The organism is Parvularcula dongshanensis, assembly GCF_014199615.1.
Taxonomy (GTDB): Bacteria; Pseudomonadota; Alphaproteobacteria; order Caulobacterales; family Parvularculaceae; genus Parvularcula; species Parvularcula dongshanensis.
In genome coordinates, this window is sequence record NZ_JACHOB010000002.1 from 436,086 (window position 1) to 459,395 (window position 23,310).

The 23,310-nt window shown below is 68.5% G+C and carries 10 protein-coding genes; 5 read left to right on the top strand and 5 right to left on the bottom strand.

From position 1 onward, the window contains the following. The first annotated feature begins 59 nt into the window (after positions 1-59). The gene (locus GGQ59_RS07830; RefSeq protein ID WP_221400930.1) at positions 60-1,058 is read left to right on the top strand and encodes a ParB/RepB/Spo0J family partition protein; all 999 of its coding nucleotides are present in this window, start codon (positions 60-62) and stop codon (positions 1,056-1,058) included. 59 nt (positions 1,059-1,117) lie between these two features. Here GGQ59_RS07830 and GGQ59_RS07835 read toward each other — a convergent pair whose 3' ends face one another. The 5 genes from GGQ59_RS07835 to GGQ59_RS14760 all read right to left on the bottom strand — a co-directional run bounded on the left by GGQ59_RS07835 (position 1,118) and on the right by GGQ59_RS14760 (position 15,187). Continuing rightward, positions 1,118-3,592 (bottom strand): ATP-binding protein, encoded by a 2,475-nt coding sequence (locus GGQ59_RS07835; RefSeq protein WP_183817228.1) that lies wholly within the window; start codon positions 3,590-3,592, stop codon positions 1,118-1,120. 80 nt (positions 3,593-3,672) lie between these two features. Continuing rightward, on the bottom strand, positions 3,673-6,390 hold the full coding sequence (locus GGQ59_RS07840; protein ID WP_183817231.1) for a S8 family serine peptidase: 2,718 nt from the start codon (positions 6,388-6,390) through the stop codon (positions 3,673-3,675). Between the two features lie 104 nt (positions 6,391-6,494). Next, positions 6,495-8,666, bottom strand: a complete 2,172-nt coding sequence (glgB, locus tag GGQ59_RS07845; protein WP_183817233.1) for a 1,4-alpha-glucan branching protein GlgB — start codon at positions 8,664-8,666, stop codon at positions 6,495-6,497. Between the two features lie 45 nt (positions 8,667-8,711). Further along, positions 8,712-11,918 carry a maltose alpha-D-glucosyltransferase gene (gene treS / locus GGQ59_RS07850; RefSeq protein WP_183817235.1) on the bottom strand — a complete coding sequence of 1,069 codons (3,207 nt, stop codon included), beginning with the start codon at positions 11,916-11,918 and terminating at the stop codon, positions 8,712-8,714. After that, positions 11,918-15,187 carry a maltotransferase domain-containing protein gene (locus GGQ59_RS14760; protein WP_221400931.1) on the bottom strand — a complete coding sequence of 1,090 codons (3,270 nt, stop codon included), beginning with the start codon at positions 15,185-15,187 and terminating at the stop codon, positions 11,918-11,920. The genes treS and GGQ59_RS14760 overlap by 1 nt, the downstream gene beginning before the upstream one ends. Before the next feature lie 167 nt (positions 15,188-15,354). Here GGQ59_RS14760 and glgX point away from each other — a divergent pair, with 167 nt between their 5' ends. The 4 genes from glgX to treY are packed head-to-tail and all read left to right on the top strand — an operon-like array spanning position 15,355 to position 23,280. Beyond that, entirely contained in the window at positions 15,355-17,499 is a 2,145-nt protein-coding gene (gene glgX / locus GGQ59_RS07860; protein WP_221400932.1) for a glycogen debranching protein GlgX, read from the top strand. After that, positions 17,496-19,283, top strand: a complete 1,788-nt coding sequence (gene treZ / locus GGQ59_RS07865) for a malto-oligosyltrehalose trehalohydrolase (RefSeq protein WP_183817237.1) — start codon at positions 17,496-17,498, stop codon at positions 19,281-19,283. The genes glgX and treZ overlap by 4 nt, the downstream gene beginning before the upstream one ends. Further along, the gene (gene malQ / locus GGQ59_RS07870) at positions 19,280-21,043 is read left to right on the top strand and encodes a 4-alpha-glucanotransferase (RefSeq protein ID WP_183817239.1); all 1,764 of its coding nucleotides are present in this window, start codon (positions 19,280-19,282) and stop codon (positions 21,041-21,043) included. The genes treZ and malQ overlap by 4 nt, the downstream gene beginning before the upstream one ends. Further along, entirely contained in the window at positions 21,040-23,280 is a 2,241-nt protein-coding gene (gene treY / locus GGQ59_RS07875; RefSeq protein WP_183817241.1) for a malto-oligosyltrehalose synthase, read from the top strand. The genes malQ and treY overlap by 4 nt, the downstream gene beginning before the upstream one ends. Positions 23,281-23,310 lie beyond the last annotated feature (30 nt).

The window sequence follows — 23,310 nt, forward strand, 5'->3', positions numbered from 1 at the left end:
GGAGACAGCGAGTGATCGGCGTGCACCGGTGCACGCCTCAGTTTCAGGAAGGGACGAAGATGCCAGCACGGAAGAAGTCGCTCGCGCTCGCCGACGCGATCGCGTCGCAAATCGCCGAAGACGGGGCGAAGGACACGCCCGCACCGATGCCCAAGAAGCGGGCCTACGCCGCCTCGCGCGAGGGGCTGTTGCAGGACCTAGGCGACGGCAGGCTGCAGAACGGCAAGATCCGCCTCGTGGATCCCGGGCGCTGCCGCATGTGGGCGGGACACAATAGGCTCTACCACCTTCTGAGCCCGAAGAGCTGCGGCACGCTGATCGATTCGATCAAGGCGCTGGGGCGCCAGGAGACGCCTGCGATCGTCCGGCCTGTCTCCGGCGATCCCGACTACGACTACGAAGTGATCTGCGGCGCGCGGCGGCACTTCGCCGTCAGCCATCTGCGCGAGGTCGAGCACCGCACGGACCTTCGCTACCTTGTCGACGTCCGCGAGGTGTCGGACGAGGAGGCGTTCCGGATCTCGGACGCGGAGAACCGCGACCGCGAGGACATCTCTGACTACGAACGCGCCGCCGACTACGCGCGCGCGCTGAGCCTCTACTACGACGGCAACAAGGCGCTGATGGCCGAGCGCATCGGCGTCGACCGCACCTGGCTCTCGCGCTTCGTCCGCATCGCCGCGCTACCGGAGGAAGTCGTGTCGGCTTACGGCGACGCCCGCCGCCTCGGTATCCGTCATGCGAGCGAGCTCTTCCCGCTGCTCTCGAAGCCGGGCCAGCGGACGCGGGTCGTGGACGAAGCGATGCGGATCGCCCTCGAGCAGAACGGCCGCAGCCATACCGGTCGTACCCTGATCGAACCGCGGGCCGTACTCTGCCGTCTGAAGGAAGCGGCGGAGGGCAAGCGCGACGAGCGAGTCGTCGCCCGGCGGGACACGGCGGGCCGGGCGCTGTTCCGCCTCGAGCACCGCGCCCGCAGCGTCGTGGTGACGATCCCGCGCGAGCGTCTCGCCGCGCTGGAGGAGGTGCTTGGCAGTCTCAAGGACGAGCTGAGCTGAGGGGCGCCGGAGCGTGCACACGCGCACGCTTCGGCGGACTCCTCTACTCTCAATAGCCGTCAGGCAGCGCGCGCCTTGACGCCGGCAGGTAGGACGCCGGCCTTCCGCGCCGCCAGCACCTGCTCGATGACGGCGATTATGTGTGCCTCCGACAGGGGTTTCGGTACGAAGCCGTCGCACCCGGCCGCGATCATCTCATCCTTCGCGCCTTGGAAGGCGTCGGCCGTGACAGCGATGATCGGCACGGCGCCTTCCGGTCCGGTCAGAGCCCGTATGGCCAAGGTCGCCTCGACGCCGTCCATGCGCGGCATCTGCTTGTCCATCAGAACGAGGTCGTACCCCCCGCCCTGCACCGCCTCGAGCGCCGCCTGGCCGTCCGGCGCGACTTCGATCGAGGCGACGTGGCTCGACAGGTAGGCCTTCACGACCATCTGGTTCACCGTGTTGTCCTCCGCGACGAGGACGCGCACGTCGCTGATGTCCTGCGGAACCGCCCGGGGGGCGGGCTGGGGCGCCGCGGCGGGGCGCATCGCCGCCTTTCCGAGGGGCAGGGTGAAGGTGAAGACCGAGCCTTCCCCCGGTACGCTCTCCAGGACGACATCGCCGTTCATGAGGCGGGCCAGCCGGCGGCAGATCGCGAGGCCGAGCCCCGTCCCGCCGTAACGCCGCGACGCGCCGCCCTGCGCCTGCTCGAACATGCGGAAGACGCGCTCCTGGTCGGCCTCGGCGATGCCGATGCCGCTGTCGCGGACCTCGACCGACAGCGTGTCGTCCGCCACGCGGGCCGTGACCGCGACGCTGCCCGCCTCGGTGAACTTGATGGCGTTGTTGAGAAGGTTGTTGACGATCTGACGCGTGTGCTTCTCGTCCAGCACGGCGCGCTCGGGGCAGTCCTCTAGGGTAAGGACGAGGTCGATCCCCTTGTCGTCGGCAGCCTTCTGCCACAGCGCGGCGATGCCGCCGAGCAGACCCTGAACGACCACTTCGGAGCGGACGATGTCCGTCTCGTTCCTCTCGATCTTCGCCATGTCGAGGAGGTCGTTGACGATCACGAGGAGGCTCTGCCCGGCCTCGTGCGCGATGCGGATCCGAGACCGGTTCTCGTCGCCCTCGTCCATGTCGCGCAGCACCACCTCGGTCATGCCGATGATGCCGTTCAGCGGCGTGCGGATCTCGTGGCTGGTCGCCGCGAGGAAGCGCATCTTGGACTCGTTCGCCGCGACCAGCGCCTCGTTCGCATCCGTAAGGTCGTCGTGGCTGACGGCGAGTTCGTCGTGCATGTCCTGAAGCGCCGTGTTCTTCCGGCGGAGGAGGCGGATCGTCAGGAAGCTGCCGACCACCACCGCCCCGACGCCCCAGACGAGCGCGTAGAGAAGCAGGCGGCGGCGGGCCTGAACCGCCTGAACGAGAGAGAGCCGGTCACGCAGGCCCCGGCTCGTCAATCGTTCGATCTCCAGCTCCTGGGTCGCGAAGTCGAACTCGGCGGCACGCAAGGCGAGGTTGGCGGACGCCGCCGCCTCGCGTGCGGCCGTGTCGAGACGCATGAACGCCCGGAGGTGAGCGAGCGCCATCGCCTCCTCGCCCGCCGCTTCGTAGAGGCGCGACGCTTCCTCGTGGAAGGCCCGGTAGGCCGCGGGCGTCGCGTTCAGCGCCTTGCCGGCGAAGAGGCTCTCCATCTCGGCGAGCGCCGCCGCGTCGCGCCCTTGAGCGGCGAGCAGTTGGGCATGGACGCCGGAGACGAAGTCGGCCCAAGTGGCCCCCTCGACCTTGCCGAGCAGGGCAGAGGCGTTCTCGAGCGTCCCCTCGGCGTCGGCCAGCGCGCCGATGCCGACCTGGAGGTCCGCGATGTTGGTGAGGATCCGCAGGCGGAGGAGGTCGCTGCCGAGTTCGTCCGCGATCGACAAGGCCGCACGGAACATCGCCAACGCTTCGTCCGAACGCCCCAAAGCCTTGAGGGCGTTGGCCTGATTGTTCTGCGCCGACAGGGTGAGCATCGGATCGCCCTGATAGGTCGCAGCGGCGCGCGCGTAGTAGTCCAGGACCCGCTCATGGGCGTGAGCGTCGTTGTAGACCGATCCGATCGACTGCAGCGCGATCGCCTGGTCCCGGCTCTCGTCCGCCCGCACGTAGTACTCGTACGCGGTATGGTAGGCGCCGAGGGCTTCGCCGGTCCGGCCCGCGGCACGGGCCAGGCGGCCACGGGCGAGGTGAAGGTCGCCGCGCAGCGCTGGGACCTCCGCATCGCCGAGGAGGGCGAGGCCGCGCTCGGGCAGACCTTCGGCTTCCGCCGCCCGCCCGAGCCGCATCAACGCTTCGGCTTTGAGCCTGAGCACGGCGGCTGCGTCGAGTGCTGAGAGAGGCGCGCTCTCCAAGCCGTCCGTCAAGGACAGGGCGTGCGCCGGGTCGGTCATCATCGACGCTTCGGCCGCGCCGATGCGTTCGGCAGGCGCTTCGTCCTGCGCGGCCGCGGGACCGAGGGCGAAAACGAACAAGGCTGCGCTGGCGCCGGATAGACGTCTGCGGAATCCGCTCATCTTCACCTCTCCCTCTCCCCGCCAGTATAGCCGTACCCGCTTACGGGCCGGTGAAGCCGACGACTAAAATGCGGGCGCCGTTAGAAGCGCCTCCGGAAAGAGAGGCCGGCCTGTACCGTCCCTGCCGCAGCGTCGTGCGCGAGGAGCGCCGCGACCGCCCCCTGCCCTTCGGCGACAGGAAAGGCGTAGGACGTCTCCGTAATCATCGGACGGGGCGCATCGAAGCCGACCGGGCGGCGAACGAGCCCGAGTTCGCCCGACATCCGGTCTACGACCTCGTACTGGGAGATGCTTATCCCGCCCTCCGCGAGCGCCAAGGGCTGAGACAGGGTCAGGACGACCTGGTCGCCCCGCACGATGGCGCCCTCGCTCGAGGCACGAAGGGCGTAGGCGGTGCTGAGCGCGCCGCCCGCCGACAAGGTCAGGAGGCCGGAACCTTCGGCGGCTTCGGTGCGTGCCCGGCTCGCCGTCGCCGCGAGGGTGACGCCGAACGCTTCGGGGAGGACGACCTCGGCGGTCACGCCGCGCGTGACGGCGTGCGCCCCGAGCGAGAGCGCGCCCGTGCCTTGCGTGCCGAGCACGCCGTTGTCCTCGTCGAGCCTGCTGTAGGAGAGGCCGAGCCTCGCGCCGGCGAGCGTCTGGGCCACGCCGAGGCTGGCGGTCCGGGCTTGGTAGGCGGGGACGCCCGGCCCCGCGACCGGATCCTGCGCGAAGCCGAAGCGCGGTGCCGCCGCGTCGCTGGCGGAGAAGCCGAGCGTGACCGTGCCGAGGCCGCCCGCGGGCAGCGATGCCGCCGCGAACCCGCCCCCCGAAGCGAAGGCGGCGAGCGGCGCGACGGCGCCGGTACGCGGGTCCGAGTCTTCGGCGCCCGCGAACAGGAGCGAGCCTGGCGCGTTCGTCCCCGCCCCCACCGTGAGGTCGAGGCCGTCCGCCTGACGATAGGTCATGGCGCCGTCGTCGCCCTTCCGGGTGACGCTTAGCGAGTAGCCCGGCCGGCTGACGACTTCCGTGATCGGCGAGGCGAAGCCCGCCCCCGCCGCCCAATCTTGAAGGCGTGCCGTCAGGTAGTCCTGCGCAGGCTGGGCCCCGCCCAAGGACGGAACGTCCATTCGTACACGGCTCTTCAACGGAATCTGGAAGTCCCGGAAGGTCCGCCCGATCCGCTCATAGGCGTAGACGACGGCATCGTCGTCCACTCGGTCGAGAACGCCCGGGCTGAGAAAGGCATGCCTGAAGCGGCCGGCGCTTCGAACGCGGCCCATCTCCGGCGCGAAGAAGGTCAGCGCGTCCCAGTCGAGCGGCGCTTGGGCCGCTTCGATGTCGAGGAGGCCGCGGCCGTAGACGGGGTCGGTCCCGGGCGCCCCGAGGTCGCGGGCGGAGGACAGGACGATCTCCGCCGTCTCGCCTGCGAAGCCTTGGAGCCAGGGCCAACGTGATTGCAGAAGGGCGACCGTGCCGGTCACGAGCGGCGCCGCGAAGGAGGTACCCGAGACGCGGTGCGTGCCGCCCTCTTCGTCCTCGGCCAGCAGGAACTCGCCGGGCGCGACGATGAACCGGTCCATGAGGCGCGCGCCCGGCGCACAACGGTGCCAGCCCAGAAGGCAAGCCGTGCCCGGGCGGTTCGAGAAGCCCAAGATCTCACCGTCCACGCCTACGCTGCCGACGAGCAGGAGCGCGCTTATGGCCTGCGGGTCCCACCACGCGCTGCCTTGCGCGCTGACCCCTTCGTTCCCGGCGGCTTTGACGACGACCATGTCGCCGCGACGCGCGGCGTGACCGATGACGTTGGCCCAGCCGCCATCTAGCACCTCGCCGCCCGTGCCAAGAGAGAGGTTGATGACGTGCGCACCGGCCCGCTCGGCCCGCCTGACGCCGGCTTGGACGTCCCGCCAATTGGTGGTTCCCGTGAAGTCGAACGGGTTGTGAACGACGAGGCGGACGTTCGGGGAGACGCCCATCACGCCCCTGCCGTCATGCGGCGCGGCGATCAGCGAGGCGATCGCGGTACCGTGGCCCTGCGCCTGCCCCGCAGCTTGATAGCCGGTCTGACTGAGGACGTCGTAGCCCGCGTTGGTCCTGATACGGCTGTCGATCACGCCGATGACGGGCGCGTAACTCGAACCCTGAGTCTGTGCCAGGGCGGGGGACCAGCGGGACGTGCCCATCCACCAGTCGACGGCGTCGCGGCCCGAATAGGCCATCAGCCCGTCGTAGAACTCGAGCATGAACCGCGCGCGCTGAGCGAGGCTTAGCTGTTGCAGGCTGGACGGATCGTCGAGATCGATGCCGTAGCGGTCCAAGAAGGGCGTCAGGAACGCCGCCTCGAAGCTCTCGCCGGTCCGGCCCTCCACTGCGGGTCCGAAGATCCGCTCGGCCTCCTGCGTCATGGCGACGAGGCCGTCATGGGCCGATGCGAAATCGCCCCCGCCGATGGAGACTTCGTCAGGGCCCCAGAACGCTTCGATGTCGCCCCAGAAGGCTTCTATGTCGCCATAGAACGCCTCGATGTCGCCGTAGAAGGGTTCGATGTCACCGTAGAACGCCTCTCGGTCGCCCCAGAACGCTTCGATATCACCCCAGAAGGGCTCGATGTCGCCCCAGAAGGGGGACGCGTCCCCCCAGAAGGCCTCGATGTCCCCATAGAACGCTTCGATGTCGCCGTAGCGGGGCTGGAGAGTCGTCTCCGGGGCCGCGGGCGCGAACAGGAAGAACGCGTCGTCCGCGCTGGCGGCGGGCGTATGCATGGCGGCCGCGGCGGCACAGAGCGCGGTCCCGGCGCGAAGCAGGGCTTTGGACATAACGGCGCGCCTCGGTCTTCTCACTGGGACCGAAATTCGCCGTCGCCCGTTACCTTCCGGGTAAGGAACGCGATTAACGCGCGCTTACCCTGTCCGGGGCAAGTTCACTCGACCTCGAAGAAAACCGTCGCGAGCGGCGGTAGGGTCACGCCGATCGAGTGCTCCCGCCCATGGCTTGGCTCCGGCGCCGCCTCGATGCGGTCCTCACCCACCCCTGATCCGCCGTAGGACGAATCGTCGGTCGAGAGGAGCCGGACCCACGTTCCGCCCGACGGCACGCCGAGGCGGTAGTCGTGGACCACGTTGGGGGTCATGTTCGAGATCACAAGCACCGGCTTCGCCGCGCCCTCGCCGTGCCGCAGGAAGGCGAAGACCGAGTTCTCACGGTCGTCGCCGACCACCCAGGAGAAGCCCTCGGGCTTGGTGTCGAGCTGGTGAAGGGCGGGCCGGCTCCGGTAGAGCTTGTTGAGGTCGGAGACGAGCTTCTGCATCCCCTGGTGCTCGGGCACTTCGAGGAGGTGCCAATCGATAGAGTGGTCGTGGTTCCACTCGCCCCCTTGCGCGAACTCGCCACCCATGAAGAGGAGCTTCTTGCCGGGGTGCCCCCACATGAAGCCGTAATAGGCGCGCAGGTTCGCGAACTTCTGCCAGGCGTCGCCAGGCATCTTGTTCAGAAGCGATCCCTTGCCGTGCACGACCTCGTCGTGACTGAGCGGCAGGACGAAGTTCTCCGAGAAGGCGTAGACGAGCCCGAAGGTCATCTGGTCGTGGTGGTGCTTCCGGTACAGAGGATCGGTCTTCATGAACTCGAGCGTGTCGTGCATCCAGCCCATGTTCCACTTGTAGTCGAAGCCCAGGCCGCCTTCTTCGGTCGGCTTCGAGACGCCGGGCCAGGCGGTCGACTCCTCGGCGATCGTCACGATGCCGCCGAAGTTGACGTGGCCTGCATAGTTCGTGGACTGCAGGAACTCGATCGCCTCGAGGTTCTCGCGCCCGCCATACTTGTTCGGCACCCACTGATCGTGCTCGCGCGAGTAGTCGAGGTAGAGCATGGAAGCGACGGCATCCACGCGAAGGCCGTCGATCTGATAGCGATCGAACCAGAAGAGGCCGTTGGCGGTCAGGAAGTTCGAGACCTCCGTCCGGCCGTAGTTGTAGATCAGCGTGTTCCAGTCCTGGTGGAAGCCCTGACGCGGGTCCTCGTGCTCGTAGAGCGCGGTGCCGTCGAAGCGCCCGAGCCCGTGCGCGTCGGTCGGGAAGTGCCCCGGCACCCAGTCGAGGATGACGCCGATGCCCGCCTCGTGGCAGGCGGTGACGAAGCGCGCGAAGCTCTCCGGGTCGCCGTGACGCGAGGTCGGCGCGTAGAGGCCGATCGGCTGGTAGCCCCAGGAGCCGTCGAAGGGGTGCTCCGACACCGGCATCAGCTCGAGGTGGGTGAAGCCCATCTCGAGGACGTACGGGATCAGCCGCTCCGCGAGCTCGTCATAGGTGAGGTAGCTGTTGCCCTCGCCCCGCATCCAGGAGCCGAGATGCACTTCGTAGACGCTGACGGGCGCGTTGTGGGCGGTGCGCGCCGCACGCTCGCGGGTCCAGGCCTCGTCGACCGGCAGCGCTGGCGCCTCCGTCAGGATCGAGGCCGTAGCGGGCCGCATCTCCATGTAGAAGGCGTAGGGGTCGGCCTTGAGCGGCAGGAGGCGATGGTCGCCCGAGAGTATCTCGTACTTGTACGGAACGCCCGGCTCGAGGCCGGGGATGAAGACCTCCCACACGCCGCACTCGCGCCGCGCCCGCATGGGGTGCCTGCGGCCGTCCCAGTCGTTGAAGGCGCCGACGACGCTGACGCGCGCCGCGCCCGGCGCCCAGACGGCAAAGCTCGCGCCCTTTACGCCTTCATGCTCGATCGGGTGCGCACCCATGACGTTGTAGGCCCGCTGATGGCGCCCCTCGGCGAGGAGGTAGACGTCGAGCTCGCCCAGGAGCGGACCGAATCTGTAGGGATCGTCGATCGTATGGCTCTGCCCGCCCGTCTCCCAGGCGATGCGGTAGCCGTCGGCCGGCGTGCCGTTGAGGGGGCCTTCGAAGAGGCCGTCCGAGTGCACGCGGCTCATCTCGGCGACGTGCTGGCCGTCCTTGGTGACGAGCGTCGCCTTCTGCGCCTGGGGCAGGAAGGCGCGCACGACGTCGCCATGGGGCCCTAGGACCGCGAAGGGGTCGCCGTGGGTCGCATAGGCGATCGCCTGGAAGGCGCCGTCTAGGGGGGAACCGGAAGCGTCCATGGGGCAGCTCCTTATCGTTGTCTCATGAGGGACGGCGGGCGCGGATCACGCCTCGCCGTCCAGGATGGAGAGGACGCCGCCGAGGGGGATCGGCAGCCAGTCGGGCCGGTTGTTGGCTTCGTAGGCGACCTCGTAGAGCGCCTTCTCGAGCGTGAAGAAGCGCAGGAGGGTGCGTTCGAAGGCGCGGTCCTCCTCGCGCACCCCGGCCGCTTCGACGGCCGCGTAGTAGCCCTTGAGGAAGCCCATGCCGGCCTCGTCGCGCCAGCGCAGCGACTGCGCTCGTGCCTCGTCCGCATCGACCAGCCCGGCCTCGGACGCGCGCCTCGCGGCAAAGGCGGCGGCGTAGTCGAAGCTGCGAAGCATGCCAGCGACGTCCCGCAGCGGCGAGGTCTTGCGGCGACGGTCCTCGAGCGCGCGGGCAGGCTCGCCCTCGAAGTCGAGGATGTAGAAGTCGTCCTGCGCGACGAGAACCTGGCCGAGGTGCAGGTCGCCGTGGATACGGGACTTGAGCCCCTTCGGTTCCAGCGCGGCGACGGCGTCGATCATCGACATGACCTCGTCCCGGCGGCCGCGGAAGGCGTCCATCATCTCGCCGCTGCCCGCGGAGAAGGCCTCCTCGGCGAAGGCGCGCGCGCCGTCCTTCCAATGGGCGAGGTCTTCCTTGGTGACGGGCTCGGCGGCGAAGGCCGGATCGTCCGTCTGCGTCCGCAGCGCAGCGTGAAGCTCGCCGACCCGCGTGCCCAGCGTGCGGAAGGGATCGTGGACGGGCGGCGGCGCGTAGTCGTCCTCGCGGTCCTCCCCGTGCAAGCTCTCGGTCTCAAGGCGCCGCACGAGGCTGTCGGTGAAGCGTGTCCAGGCGTCGCCCTGGTTCTCGACGAAACCGTGCAGCACCATCAGCGCCGTCGTCTCGTCGCCTTCGCCCTGAAGCTCGGCCCACCCGAGAAGGGCGGGGCTGTTCTCGAATCCGGCGACCTCGGTGAGGAAGCGGCTGACCTCGACCTCGGGGTGGATGCCGGCGTGAAGTTGGCGAATGCCCTTGAGGATCGCCGAACGGCCCATGCGCACCGAGCTGTTCGACTGCTCGCCGAGCAGGCGGGCGACGGTGTCGTCCTCCGCGAGGTGGACCTCGTCGAGCGCCTTCGTCTTGCGGAAGGCGACGCGGCCCGCGACCGTCTCCTCGCGCATCGCCTCGAGCGTCGCGCAGGCGAGGCTGTCGTCGGACAGCGCGTCGTAGAGCGGCCGCACGTCGGCGACGCGGCGCAGCTTCGCGACCCAGTAGGCCGAGATCGGCCCGCCGTCCTCTTCTTGCGGAGAGGTCAGCGGGACGAAGTAGGTCGTCGTGCCGCTCGTACTCTTCACGTCCGCGGTCAGAAGGTGGACCGGGTTGTCCTCCGGTCCGACCATGCCCGCCTCGCGGATCGTCACGCTGGAGATCGTGCCGGTCTTGTCCGCGAACCAGCGCTGGTTCGGCAGGAAGCGGCGGAGGGAGTCGCTCTCGAGCGTCTGCTTGGCGGCGCCGGCGTCGAGCCGCGTCTCCTCCTTGCGCAGGACGACCGTGGCGAGGTCCGGCACGGGCTCGGGCAGCGTCTCGTGCCAGGAGGGAATGTCCTCCGCGTCCGTCAGCCTGAACCAGTAGAAGCCGTAGCCCGGCATGGTCAGGAGGTAGGGCAGCTGGCCGACGGGCGGGAAGGCCGCCCGGCCCGAAAGCTCGACCGGCACGTCGCCTTCGAACTCGGACAGGTCGAGCTCGACCGACTGGGCGCGGCTCGAGAGGTTGACGACGCAGAGGATCGTATCGTCCTCGTGCTCGCGCAGATAGGCGAGGACGCGCCGGTTGCGCGGCATCAAGAAGCGCAGGCTGCCGCGCCCGAACGCCTTGTGGTTCTTGCGGATGGCAAGGAGGCGGCGCGTCCAATTGAGGAGGCTCGCGGGGTTCTTGCCCTGCGCCTCGACGTTCACGGACGGATAGCCGTAGACCGGATCCATGATCGGCTGGCTGTAAAGGCGCTGCGGGTCGGCGCGGCTGAAACCGCCGTTCCTGTCGGGCGACCACTGCATGGGCGTCCTGACCCCGTCGCGGTCGCCGAGGTAGATGTTGTCGCCCATGCCGATCTCGTCGCCATAATAGAGGACGGGCGTCCCCGGCATCGACAGGAGGAGGCCCTTCATCAGCTCGATCTTGCGCCGGTCACCGCCCAAGAGCGGCGCCAGGCGGCGGCGGATGCCGAGGTTGATCCGCATGCGGCGGTCCTCGGCGTAGGTCCGCCAGAGGTAGTCGCGCTCTTCGGACGTCACCATCTCGAGCGTGAGCTCGTCATGGTTGCGAAGGAAGATCGCCCACTGGCAGCCTTCTGGGATCTGCGGGGTCTGCCGCATGATGTCGGTGATCGGGTGACGGTCCTCCTGCGCCACGGCCATGTACATGCGCGGCATCAGCGGGAAGTGGAACGCCATGTGGCACTCGTTCCCCTCGCCGAAGTACTCGGCCGTGTCCTCCGGCCACTGATTGGCCTCGGCGAGGAGCATCCGGTCGCCCCAGCGCTCGTCGAGCGCGGCGCGGATCGCCTTGAGGACGTCGTGGGTCTCGGGAAGGTTCTCGTTGTTCGTACCGTCGCGTTCGATCAGGTAGGGGATCGCGTCGAGCCTGAGACCGTCGACGCCCGCCTCGAGCCAGAAGTGCATGACGTCGATGACGGCCTTGAGCACCTCGGGGTTGTCGAAGTTGAGGTCGGGCTGGTGGTGGAAGAAGCGGTGCCAGTAGTACTGGCCCGCGACCGGGTCCCAGCTCCAGTTCGACGGCTCGGTATCGAGGAAGATGATCCGCGTCTGGTCGTACTTGGTCGGATCGTCCGACCAGACGTACCAGTCGCGCTCGGGGCTGCCTTTGGGCGCGTGGCGCGCGCGCTGGAACCATTCGTGCTGATCCGAGGTGTGGTTGATCACGAGCTCGGTGATGACGCGGATGCCGCGCTCATGCGCTGCGTCGATGAACTCCTTCAGGTCGTCGACGTCCCCGTAGGAGGGGTTCACGCCCATGTAGTCGGCGATGTCGTAGCCGTCGTCGCGCAAGGGCGAGGGGTAGAAGGGCAGAAGCCAGATCGCCGTCGCGCCCAGTTCCTGGATGTGGTCGAGCTTCGAGGTCAGCCCCTTGAAGTCGCCGATGCCGTCATTGTTGGCGTCGGCATAGGCCTTCACATGGGTCTGATAGATGATCGCGTCCTTGTACCAATCTGTTTGTTCACGGTCTATCATCAGGCACCCTTGGGGTCGTTGTAGAGGGGGGCCGGGTCGCGCGGCAGGCGATCCTCCGGGCCGAAGAGTTGGAAGGCGGCGTAGGGCCGGTCGGGCCCGAGCGTGATGTCCTGCATCTTGCCGTGCCAGGTGAAGCTGCTGCCGGTGACGAGGTCTTGCGCATCGATGGACGCATCGTCGGGCAGGCCGAACTCCCACAGGGGCAGCTCGCAAGGCGCACGCTGATCGCCGTGATAGTCGAAGGTCACCGCGAAGAGGAGGTAGTCGCGCAGGTCCGGCGTGCGCTTCGCGTACCAGATGACCTGATCGTTCCACGCGGTCAGGAAACGAACCGTGCAGTGGTCCTGCAGGGCGGGATGGTAGCGGCGCAGGCGGTTCAGGAGCCTGATGTCGTCCTTGATGTGCCCCGGCCTGTCCATGTCCCAGACGCGGATCTCGTACTTCTCGGAGTTGAGATACTCCTCCTTGCCGGGGAGCACGGTCGACTCGACGATCTCGATGCCGTTGTAGAGCCCGTAGGACGAGGCGAGCGTGCCGGCCAGGATCGTCCGCGCGACGTGCGCGGTGCGGTTGTTGGTCTGCAGCGGTATCGGGTTGATGTCCGGCGTGTTGATGAAGAAGTTCGGGTTCATCACCTCGCGGTCGTCGGTCTGGGTCAGCTGCTCGACGTAGGTCTGAAGCTCGTGCTTCGTGTTCCGCCAGGTGTAGTAGGTGTAGCTCTGCGTGAAGCCGAGCTTGCCGAGCCGCTTCATCACCTTGGGCCGCGTGAAGGCCTCGGACAGGAAGAGCGCGTCGGGATATTGCCGCTTCACCTCGGCGATGATCCACTCCCAAAGGGGGTAGGGTTTGGTGTGTGGGTTGTCGATGCGGAACATCCGTACGCGGTGTTCGCACCAGAATAGGAACATGTCGCGCAGCTCGTACCAGAGTCCGGGGATCGCCTCGCCGTAGTAGTGGAGGTTGACGATGTCCTCGTACTTCTTAGGCGGATTCTCGGCGAACTTGATCGTGCCGTCGGGGCGGTGGTCGAACCATTCAGGGTGGCTCTTGATCCACGGATGGTCAGGCGAGGAGTTGAGCGCGATGTCGAGCGCGATCTCGAGGCCGTGCTCGGCCGCCGCCGTCACCAGCCGGTCGAAGTCCTCGATCGTGCCGAGCTCCGGATGGACCGAGGTGTAGCCCCCCTCCTCCGAGCCGATGGCGTAAGGCGAGCCGACATCGCCGGGCTCGGCCTTCAGCGAGTTGTTCTTGCCCTTCCGGTTCGTCTTCCCGACGGGGTGGATCGGCGGGAAGTAGAGGACGTCGAAGCCGAGATCCTTCACGTAAGGCAATCGGCCGATTACGTCGTCGAAGGTCCCGTGACGCTCGGTGGTGCCCGACTGGGATCGGGGGAAGAGCTCGTACCACGAGGAGAAGCGCGCCTGACGGCGGTCGACGGTCAGGGGGTAGTCACGGCTGCGCGTCAGGTAGGCCCGCTCCCCGTGCCGCCGCAGCACTTCGCCGAGGGCGGGGTTCGTGAGCGCGGCGAGCATCGCTTCGGTCTCGCCCTTCGAGGCCCTCATCGCCTCGCGCGTCACGCGCAGCGCTTCGGCCTCGTCTTCCGTCAGCTTCGCGTCCTCGGCGACCTTCAGCGACGCCTCGACGATCTGTTGGCCTTCGATGGTCTCGACCTCGACGTTCACGCCCGCGGCGCGCTTCTTCGTCACCTCGTCGAGCCAACTCGCATAGCGATCCTTGAAGGCTTCGATGGCGAAGGAGGCGCTGCCCATCCGCGTCAACGTCACCTGCGCGCCGAAGCGGTCGTTCAGTCCCTTCCTCATCGGCACGCGGACCGGATCGGCGCCGGGTTCCGTAAGGACGAGGTCGGCGGCCACTATGTCGTGACCGTCCACGAACACGTCGGCGCCAACGGCGAGCGTGTCTCCTACGATGCGCTTCGCGGGGAAGCGGCCGGCATTCACGACGGGGTAGACGTCCTCGATCGCCACCCGACGGCTCGCCAGGTCGTCGAGCAGCTTGCGCGACTGCCGTTCAGGCAGCGCCTTGTCGCCGGTTCCGTCCCGCCGCGTCAGCGCGACGAGCCGATCGGTGCCCAAGACGATGGCCCGCCCGGACGGCACCATCAGGCCACCCGCCGCCGTCAGCGCCTCGCCCTCGCCCGGCGCCAAGGCCCAGGCGTGCTCGGCCGAGCGAAGATCGCCGCTCGCGCGGAGAAGCCCACGCGTGCCGGCAGGGACGAGCGGTCCCGGTACGTCGAGCCAGCCGGCCGCCTTGCGCGCGGCGAGAAGCGCCTTCAGCGAAGCCTCGTAGTCCTCGCCCGCCTGATCGATCAGGCTCGCCGGCACCAGGAGCGCTTCGCTGGTGAGGAGCGACCGCGCCGTGCGCGACGCCGCGAAGCCCGCGAAGCCTTCGCCCGCCGGCATTCTGGTCCTCAGCTCGTCGCCGTCCGGCCCCTGCGGCATGCCGAGCGTGGGGACGCGCAGCGCGGCCTTCTGGTCCCAAAACCACCCTGCCCGGCCGTCCCACCAAGCGTCGGACGCCAGGATGTAGTCGAACCCGGCGTCCTGCGCCGCCGCGACGCCCGAGAACGCGCCGCCGAGCGCGTCGCCGAGGATCAGAAGGTCCGGGAGAGCCTCGCGCAGGTGACCGACGACGACCGACCAGAAGGGAGCGGGCGCCGAGGCCAAGTCGGGCAGGCGGACGCCGGTCGCGCCGACCGCCGCCAGCCGCTTCGCCCGCTCGGCGAACCATTGGCCGAGCGGTTCCCACAGTTCTTGCCGCTGAATGAGCAGCCGGCGGGCTTCGCGCTGGCTGGGTAGCCGCGGATCGGCGATCGGCCCTTCGGGTCGGCCTGCCCCGCCCTCGAACCAGTCGGGATGCGCCTCGATCAGCGGGGAGCTCCGCGCGTGCAGCAGCCAGGGCATCTCCGCGATGACGGCGGCGCCCCCCGTCCCGGCCTCGCGTATCACGGCGGCCGCCGTGTCGTCGGGTACGTCGCGTACCGGCTTCCCCATCGGGCCATAGGGAGAGACGAGGATCGCGGTGAAGCCGAGCCGCGAGGCCATCTCTGCCGCTGCCCCCGGGGCGTGGCTGCCCGCAGCGAGGATCAGCGGCGCTTTCGAGGGTACGACTACAGGCGCTTGCGGTTCTGCGCCTTTCTTGACCGAGCGCGCCTTCCGCTTGGCGGGCGCGTCGGCCCTGGGGCCGGCAGGGGCCTTCTTCGCTCGGGCTTTGCGCTTGGGTCCGGGCAGGGGCTTGGTCTCGCTCATATCTCCGGGCTAACGGCGCGCGCGGCCACAACAAAGCGCGAAGTGCAGAAGCTCACGCGCTTCGGAACGGTCCCCACGGGCTCGTGTTCGCAACTGCAATGGTGGCAGGCTTGGCACGCGATGAGCGGGCGCTTACCGCCGATGTCTCATCGTTCAGGAGTTCTTCCATGCGAGTTTGGCCGGGTGCCCCCTATCCGCTGGGCGCGACTTGGGACGGGTCCGGCACCAACTTCGCGCTGTTCTCAGCGGCCGCGACGAAGGTGGAGCTGTGCCTTTTCGGCGCTGACGGAAAGGAAACGCAACGCATCGCCATGCCGGAGGTGACGCACGAAGTCTGGCACGCCTACCTGCCCGAGGTCCGCCCCGGACAGCTCTACGGCTGGCGCGTGCATGGTCCTTACGAGCCGGACCAGGGCCTGCGCTTCAACCCGAACAAGCTGCTCCTCGATCCCTACGCGAAGAAGATCGTCGGCGAGGTCGAGTGGAACCCCGCCGTGTTCGGCTACAAGCTCGGCCACAAGGATCAGGACCTCAGCTTCTCGGACGAGGACTCGGGGCCCTACGTGCCGAAGGCGGAGGTGATCGACCCGGCCTTCACCTGGACCGACACGCGGCCGCGGCGTCCCAGCCACGAGTCGATCATCTACGAGACGCATCTGCGCGGCTTCACGATGCAGTGGCCGGGGATGCCCGAGCAGCGCCGGGGGACCTTCCTCGGCATGACCGACCCTGCGGTGGTGCGCTACCTGCGCGACCTCGGCGTCACGGCCGTCGAGCTCCTGCCGATCCACGCCTTCGTCCAGGACAGCCACCTTCTCGAGAAGGGTCTTCGTAACTACTGGGGCTACAACTCCATCGGCTTCTTCGCGCCGAACCCGGACTACACCTCGGACGGCGGCGTCTCCGGCGTGAAGACCTTCGTCCAGGTGATGCACGAGAACGGCATCGAGGTGATCCTCGACGTGGTCTACAACCACACCGCCGAGGGCAATCACTTGGGGCCGACGCTGTCTTTCCGCGGCATCGACAACACTGCCTATTACTACCTCACCGACAATCGCCGCTACTACAACGACTTCACCGGCACGGGGAACGCGCTCGAGCTGCGCCACCCCTCGGTGCTCCGTATGGTGACGGACAGCTTGCGGTACTGGGTGCAGGAGATGCGGGTCGACGGCTTCCGCTTCGACCTCGCGACCACGCTTGCGCGGGTGAACGGCAGCTACTCGCAATATGCGGGCTTCCTGACCGCGATCGCGCAGGACCCGGTCCTGTCCAAGGTCAAGATGATCGCCGAGCCCTGGGACACGGGCATGGGCGGCTATCAGGTCGGCGGCTTCCCGCCCGGATGGTCCGAGTGGAACGACAAGTACAGAGACACCGTCCGCCGCTACTGGAAGGGCGACCCCGGACAGCTCGGCGAGCTCGGCACGCGGGTTTCCGGCAGCCCCGACCTCTTCAACCACCAAGGGCGCAGGCCGTGGGCGAGCGTCAACTTCATCACCGCCCATGACGGCTTCACGCTTCAGGACCTCGTCTCCTACAACGAGAAGCACAACGAGGCGAACGGCGAGGGGGGCAAGGACGGGCACTCCAACAACCTGTCCTGGAACCACGGCGCCGAGGGACCGACGGACGATCCCGAGATCAAGGAGCTGCGCGCGAGGCAGCGTCGCAACTTCCTCGCGACGCTCCTCCTCAGCCAGGGCATCCCGATGATCCTGGCCGGCGACGAACGCGCCCGGACCCAAGGCGGGAACAACAACGCGTACTGCCAAGACAGCGAGATCGGTTGGATCGACTGGAGCGAGACCAAGGAAGGCGATCAGTTCCTGCGCTACGTCAAGCGGCTCATCCGCCTCAGGAAGGAGCACATCGTCTTCCACCGTCACCGCTTCTTCTCGGGCGGCAAGATCGAGGGCACGGAGGTCCAGGACGTCCGCTGGCTGCGCCCCGACGGGAATGACATGCAGCAGGCGGACTGGGACAATGGCGAGAACCGCTGCTTCGGTCTCCTTCTTTCCGGAGAGGCGGGCCAGGTCCACCTGACGGCCCGCGGCGAGAAGGAGACGGACGATACGTTCTTGATCCTGATGAACGCCAGCCCCGACGCGGTCGACTACATCCTGCCCCAGGACGTCGCGTCCGCGGCCCCCTGGCGGCAGCTGATCGATACGACGGTCGCTGGGGGCTTCCTCGCCGAGGAGGACGAGGACGCGCCCCTCGCAGAGAGCGGTCAGATCGGTCCGCGTTCCTTGTGCCTGTTCGTGAAGCGGGTCGAGGAAGACGACGAAGAGACGGAGGAAGAATGAGCCTCGGACCCATCCCCCACGGCGTGACGCTCGAAGAGGGCGGCGCGCGCTTTCGCCTCTGGGCGCCCAACGCCGACGCCGTGGCGCTGCTGTATCAGGGCCGTTCCGTCGACATGGCGGCGGCCCAGGAGGGCTGGCGCGAAGCGTTCGTCGAAGGTGCGAAGGCGGGCGACACCTATCAGTATCAGGTCGGCGATCTGCGCGTTCCGGACCCCGCCTCGCGCGGGCAGAAGGACGATGTGCACGGACCGAGCCTGATCGTCGATCCAGGCGCCTATGAATGGCGCCACACCGAGTGGCGCGGCCGCCCGTGGGAAGACACCGTCATCGAGGAGGTCCATGTCGGCGCCGCGACGCCGGAAGGCACCTTCGACGGGCTGCGGCGCAAGCTTTCCCACTACAAGGAGCTCGGCGTCACGGCGATCGAGATCCTACCGGTCGCCTCGTTCGCGGGGGCGCGGAACTGGGGTTATGACGGCGTCCTGCAGTTCGCGCCGGACACGTCCTACGGCACGCCCGACGACCTTCGGCGCCTGATCGACGAGGCGCACGGCCTCGGCCTGCAGATGCTGATCGATGTGGTCTACAACCACTTCGGCCCGGACGGGAACTACCTCGGTGCCTACGCCCAGGACTTCTTCGACCAGGAGAAGCACACGCCCTGGGGCGCGGCGCTGAACTTCGGGCGTGCGCCGGTGCGCGAGTTCTTCATTCAGAACGCGGTCATGTGGCTGACCGAGTACCGCTTCGACGGCATCCGCTTCGACGCGGTGCAGGCGATCAGCGGCATGGCGGCGGCGGAGGGGCGCGGCCACTTCCTGGAGGAGATGGCCGAAGCGATCCGCGAACGCACCAAAGGCCGCCACGTTCACCTGATCCTCGAGAACGACGACAACACGTCGGAGCTTCTGGTCCGCAAGGACGGTGAGGCGGTCTTCTACGACGGACAGTGGAACGACGACTTCCACCACGTCGTCCACCGCATGATCACCGGCGAGACCGATGGCTACTACGCCGACTACCCCGCGCCGGGTGAGCGCCTGGCGAAGGTCCTGCGCGAGGGCTTCGACTATCAGGGCCAGCCTTCCCACCACCGGGGCGACAAGGCGCGGGGCACGCCGTCGGGCGGCCTTCCGACCACGGCCTTCGTCAACTTCATCCAGAACCACGACCAGGTCGGCAACCGCGCGCTCGGCGACAGGATAGACGAGGCGGCGCCCGAAGAGGCCGTCGTCGCGGCCACCGCGCTCTACCTCCTCGGGCCTCAGATCCCCATGATCTGGATGGGCGAGGAGTGGGCCTCGTCCTCGACCTTCCCCTTCTTTTGCGACTTTCACGGCGAGCTCGCAGAGGCGGTGCGGAACGGCCGGCGCGAAGAGTTCGGGCGGTTCGAAGCGTTCCGCGACCCCGCCGCGCGCGAGGTCATCCCCGATCCCAACGCGCAAGAGACCTTCCTCGCGGCCAAGCTCGACTGGCAGGAGATGGGCCGGCACCGCCATGCCGACAGGATCGCTCTCTTCAAGGAGCTCCTCGCCTTGCGGCACGAGCACGTGGTCCCGCTCCTCAAAAGCGGCGGACAGGGGGCCGAGGCTGAGAACGAGGGCGACACGGTCCTCGCCCGCTACCGCTTCGGCGAAGGTACGTTGACGATCTGCGCCAACCTCTCGCCCGAGGGCGGCGGCGTTCACGGCGACATGCCTGGCGAGGTGATCTTCTCGACCCACGACGCGCTCGTGCCGAGCGCTATGCCCCCTTGGTCCCTCACCGCGAGCATCGCACGATGACCGAGTATGAGAGCCTCGGCCTGCCGACGAGCTATCACATCGTCGGCGGCGAGCGGCGCGAGGTGCCGGAAAGCACGCTCGAAGCGCTGGCCGAGATCCTGCGCGGCTACGACGCTCCGCCCGCTTCGCTGTCCCAAGCGAAGGCCTACATGCCGCCGCAGCTGCAGGACGGCGGCAAGGCGTGGGGCGTCGCGGTGCAGCTCTACGCCCTGCGCTCGAAGCGGAACTGGGGCATTGGGGACTTCACCGACCTCGCTCACGTCGTCCGCTGGGCCGCCGATCTCGGCGCGGACTATGTCGGCGTGAACCCGCTTCACGCGCTCTTCCTCGCCGATCCCGCCCGGCGAAGCCCCTACTACCCGTCCTCGCGGCTGTTCCTGAACGTCCTCTACATCGATCCCGAGGCGGCAGCTGTCGGCGAGGAAGCCGCTGAGCTTCGCACGCCGGAGACGGAGGCCCTGATCGCGGAGGCGCGGGCTGGTGACCGGATCGACTACCAGTCGGTCGCGGCGGCGAAGAAGCCTGCCTTCGAAGCCCTCTTCGCGGCCTTCGAAGCGAACGCCATCGATGCGCGCCGCACCATGTTCGCGCAGTTCAGGGAGGCGGGCGGCCAGGCGCTCGAGCGCCACGCCCTGTTCGAAGCGCTCGCCGAGCATCACGCCGCGAAGGCGTGCTGGGGCGGCTTCCACGCCTGGCCCGAAGAGTACCAAGACCCCGAGAGCGATGCCGTCGCCGCCTTCGCGGCTGAGCATCAGGATCGCATCCGCTTCCACGCCTACCTTCAGTGGATCGCCAAGCTGCAACTCGACGACGCCGCCGGCGCCGGCGTTGCCGCGCAGCCGGCGACGACGCTCTACCTCGACCTCGCGGTCGGCGCGGCCCCCGACGGCTCCGAAGTCTGGTCGGGGGCGGACGCCTATGCCCGGGGTGTCCGCCTCGGCGCGCCGCCGGACCCGATGGCGCTTTCGGGCCAGGACTGGGGCCTCGCGCCGATGAACCCGCGCATGCTCGCGGCTCAGGGCTACGCCCCGCTCCGCGCGGTACTCGCGGCCTCCATGACCTATGCCGGCGCGCTGCGGATCGATCACGTGCTCGGCTACGACCGGCAGTTCTGGATTCCGAAGGACGCCACGGCGACGACCGGCGGCTACGTCAAGTTTCCGCGCGGCGACATGATCGCCGCGACGGCGGAGGAGAGCCAGGCGCATCACTGCCTCGTCATCGGCGAAGATCTGGGCACCGTGCCCGAAGGGCTGACCGAAGCCCTGCATGCTGCGAACATCCTCTCCTACGAGGTCGCGCGCTGGACTCGCGACGAAGAAGGCAACTTCCAGACGGCGGAGGACTACCCACGCCTTTGCCTCGCCGTCGCGAGTACGCACGACATCGCACCGATCCCGGGCTGGCTGTCGGGCACCGACATCGAGGCGCGCGCCGCGATCGAGGACCAGACGGAGGACCAGCGCGCCTGGACGCGCGGCGAGCGCGACGCGGAACGCCGCGGCCTCTTCGGCGTTTGGGGCGTACACGACGGACACAGCCCCGAAGAGGTCGTCGAGGCGGCGCACCGCTTCCTCGCACGCTCGAACGCCGCCGTCGTCATGGCGGCTCTGGAGGACGTCCTGCTGCAAGAAGAACAGGTCAACATGCCCGGCACGATGGACGAGCACCCCAACTGGGCCGTGCGCTACGCGTCAGACCTCGAGGACTGGACGAAGGACGAGGGCGCGCGCCGCCTCGCGCTCGCAGCCGCACGATGAGACCCGTCACCGCCACCTACCGCATCCAGTTCGGCGGCGAGACGACGTTCGCTCGCGCTGGCGAGCTGGCGCCCTACCTCGCAGGCCTGGGCATCAGCCACCTCTATGCGAGCCCCGTCTTCGCCGCGGGGCCGGGCTCGACCCACGGCTACGACGTCACGGACTACAACGCGCTCAACCCCGAACTCGGTGGCCGCGACGCCTTCGAAGCGATGGTCCGCGCGCTGAACGAGCACGGCGTCGGCGTGATCCTCGACATCGTGCCGAACCACATGGCCGCGCACCCGAAGAACCCCTGGTTCGCGAGCGTGCTGCGCGAGGGCCGGGCGTCCGAGCATGCGGATACCTTCGACATCGACTGGGACAAGGCGGAGGGCCGCATCGTCCTGCCGATCCTCGGCGCGCCGCTCGAAGAGGTGTTGAAGAACGGCGAGCTGTCCGTCGTCGATGACGACGATTTCGGCCGCGCGCTCGCCTATTACGACGCGCGCTTCCCGCTGGCCGAAGGGTCCGAGAAGGGGGACATCGCCGAGACCGTCGCGGCGCAAGCCTACGAGCTGTCCTTCTGGCGCGAGCTGGAGAAGCTCAACTACCGGCGCTTCTTCGACATCACCGACCTCATCGGCGTGCGGATGGAGGACGAGGCGGTCTTCGAACGCTCGCACCGTCTGATCCGCGAGCTGGTCGAAGCCGGGCTCGTGGATGGTCTCCGCGTCGACCACGTCGACGGCATGCGCGACCCGCAGGGCTACCTCGAACGCCTGGCGGGGCTCTTCCCCGATGTCTCCGTCCCGCCCGTCTGGGTCGAGAAGATCGTCGAGAGCGAAGAGCGCCTGCCCGAAAGCTGGCCCGTGCGCGGCGAGACCGGTTACGCGGTGATGCCTTGGCTCGACGGCGTGATGGTGGACACGGGGGCGGAGGGGCCGCTCACGCACCTTTATGCCGAGCTGTGTAGCGACGAGCGCGTCTTCGACGAGGTCGTCGCCGAGGCGAAGCGCCAGGTCATGGAAGGCCCCTTCGCGCACGAGTTCGGCGCGCTCGCGGCCATCATCGCGAAGGCCGAGACGCTGGACCGGGACGCCGTCCTGCGGGCGCTTGAGGACATCGCGGGCAGCTTCCCCGTCTACCGCACCTATCTGCGAGGCGGCGACGCGGCCGACGCCGAGCGCCTGCGCCGCTTCGCCGGCGAGGGTGACGAGACGCACGCGGCGGTCCTCGCCGTCCTCTCCGATCCTGCCCGCTCCGAGGCGTTGACCTTCCAGCAGATGACCGGCCCCGTCACCGCCAAGGCGGTGGAGGACACGAGCTTCTACCGGTGGCATCGCTGGTCCATGCTGAACGAGGTCGGCGGCGATCCGGCCCTCTTCGGAAGGACGGCGACGGCCTTCCACGACCGAATGGTCGAGCGGGCCCGGATCGAACCCTTGGCCCTGTCCGCGACCGCGACCCACGACACCAAGCGTGGCGAGGACGTGCGCATGCGCCTCGCCGCCGCGACGCATAGGCCGGACGAGTGGGCCGGGTGGGCGCGGGACTGGTTCGAAGCGAGCACGGACCTTCGGAGCGGCCTCGCGGACAATACCTGCTACCTGATCTTCCAGACCCTGGTCGGCTTCTGGCCGGTCAACGGCGAGGACGGCGAGGCGGACCTCGCCGACCGCCTCGCCGAGTACGTGCTCAAAGCCGCGCGTGAGCGCAAGCGGGACACGTCGTGGACGGATCAAGACGAGGCCTATGAGCGCGCCCTCGAACGGCTCGCCCGCAAGGCTTGCGAGGGCGAGCTCGCAGGGCACGCGCGAAGAGCGGCTACGACGTTAGCGGAACCTGCCGCTGATCTGAGCGTCGCGAGGACGGTGCTCAAGGCCGCGATCCCGGGCGTGCCCGACACCTATCAAGGCCGCGAGCTGACGGACCTTTCGCTCGTCGATCCGGACAACCGCCGCCCCGTGGACTGGCACGCCCTCCAGAAGAGGCAGCGCGACACGGGCGACGACCCCTCGGGCCGCAAGTTCGCCGCGACGCGAGCCATGCTGACCTTGCGGCGGGAAAGGCCCGCCCTCTTCGATGAGGGAGCCTACGTGCCGATAGGGGCGCCGGATGGCACCCTCGCCTTCGAACGACGACACGGCGACGAGGTGTTGCGCGTCGCGCTCGCGGTAAGGCCGGGCGCTTCCTTGCCGCCGCAGGCTGGCGAGGTGGTGTTCAGCGACCCGGCCGCGATCGTCACGTTGACCTGATCCGGCCAAGCCGCGCCGCCGCTGCCTTGT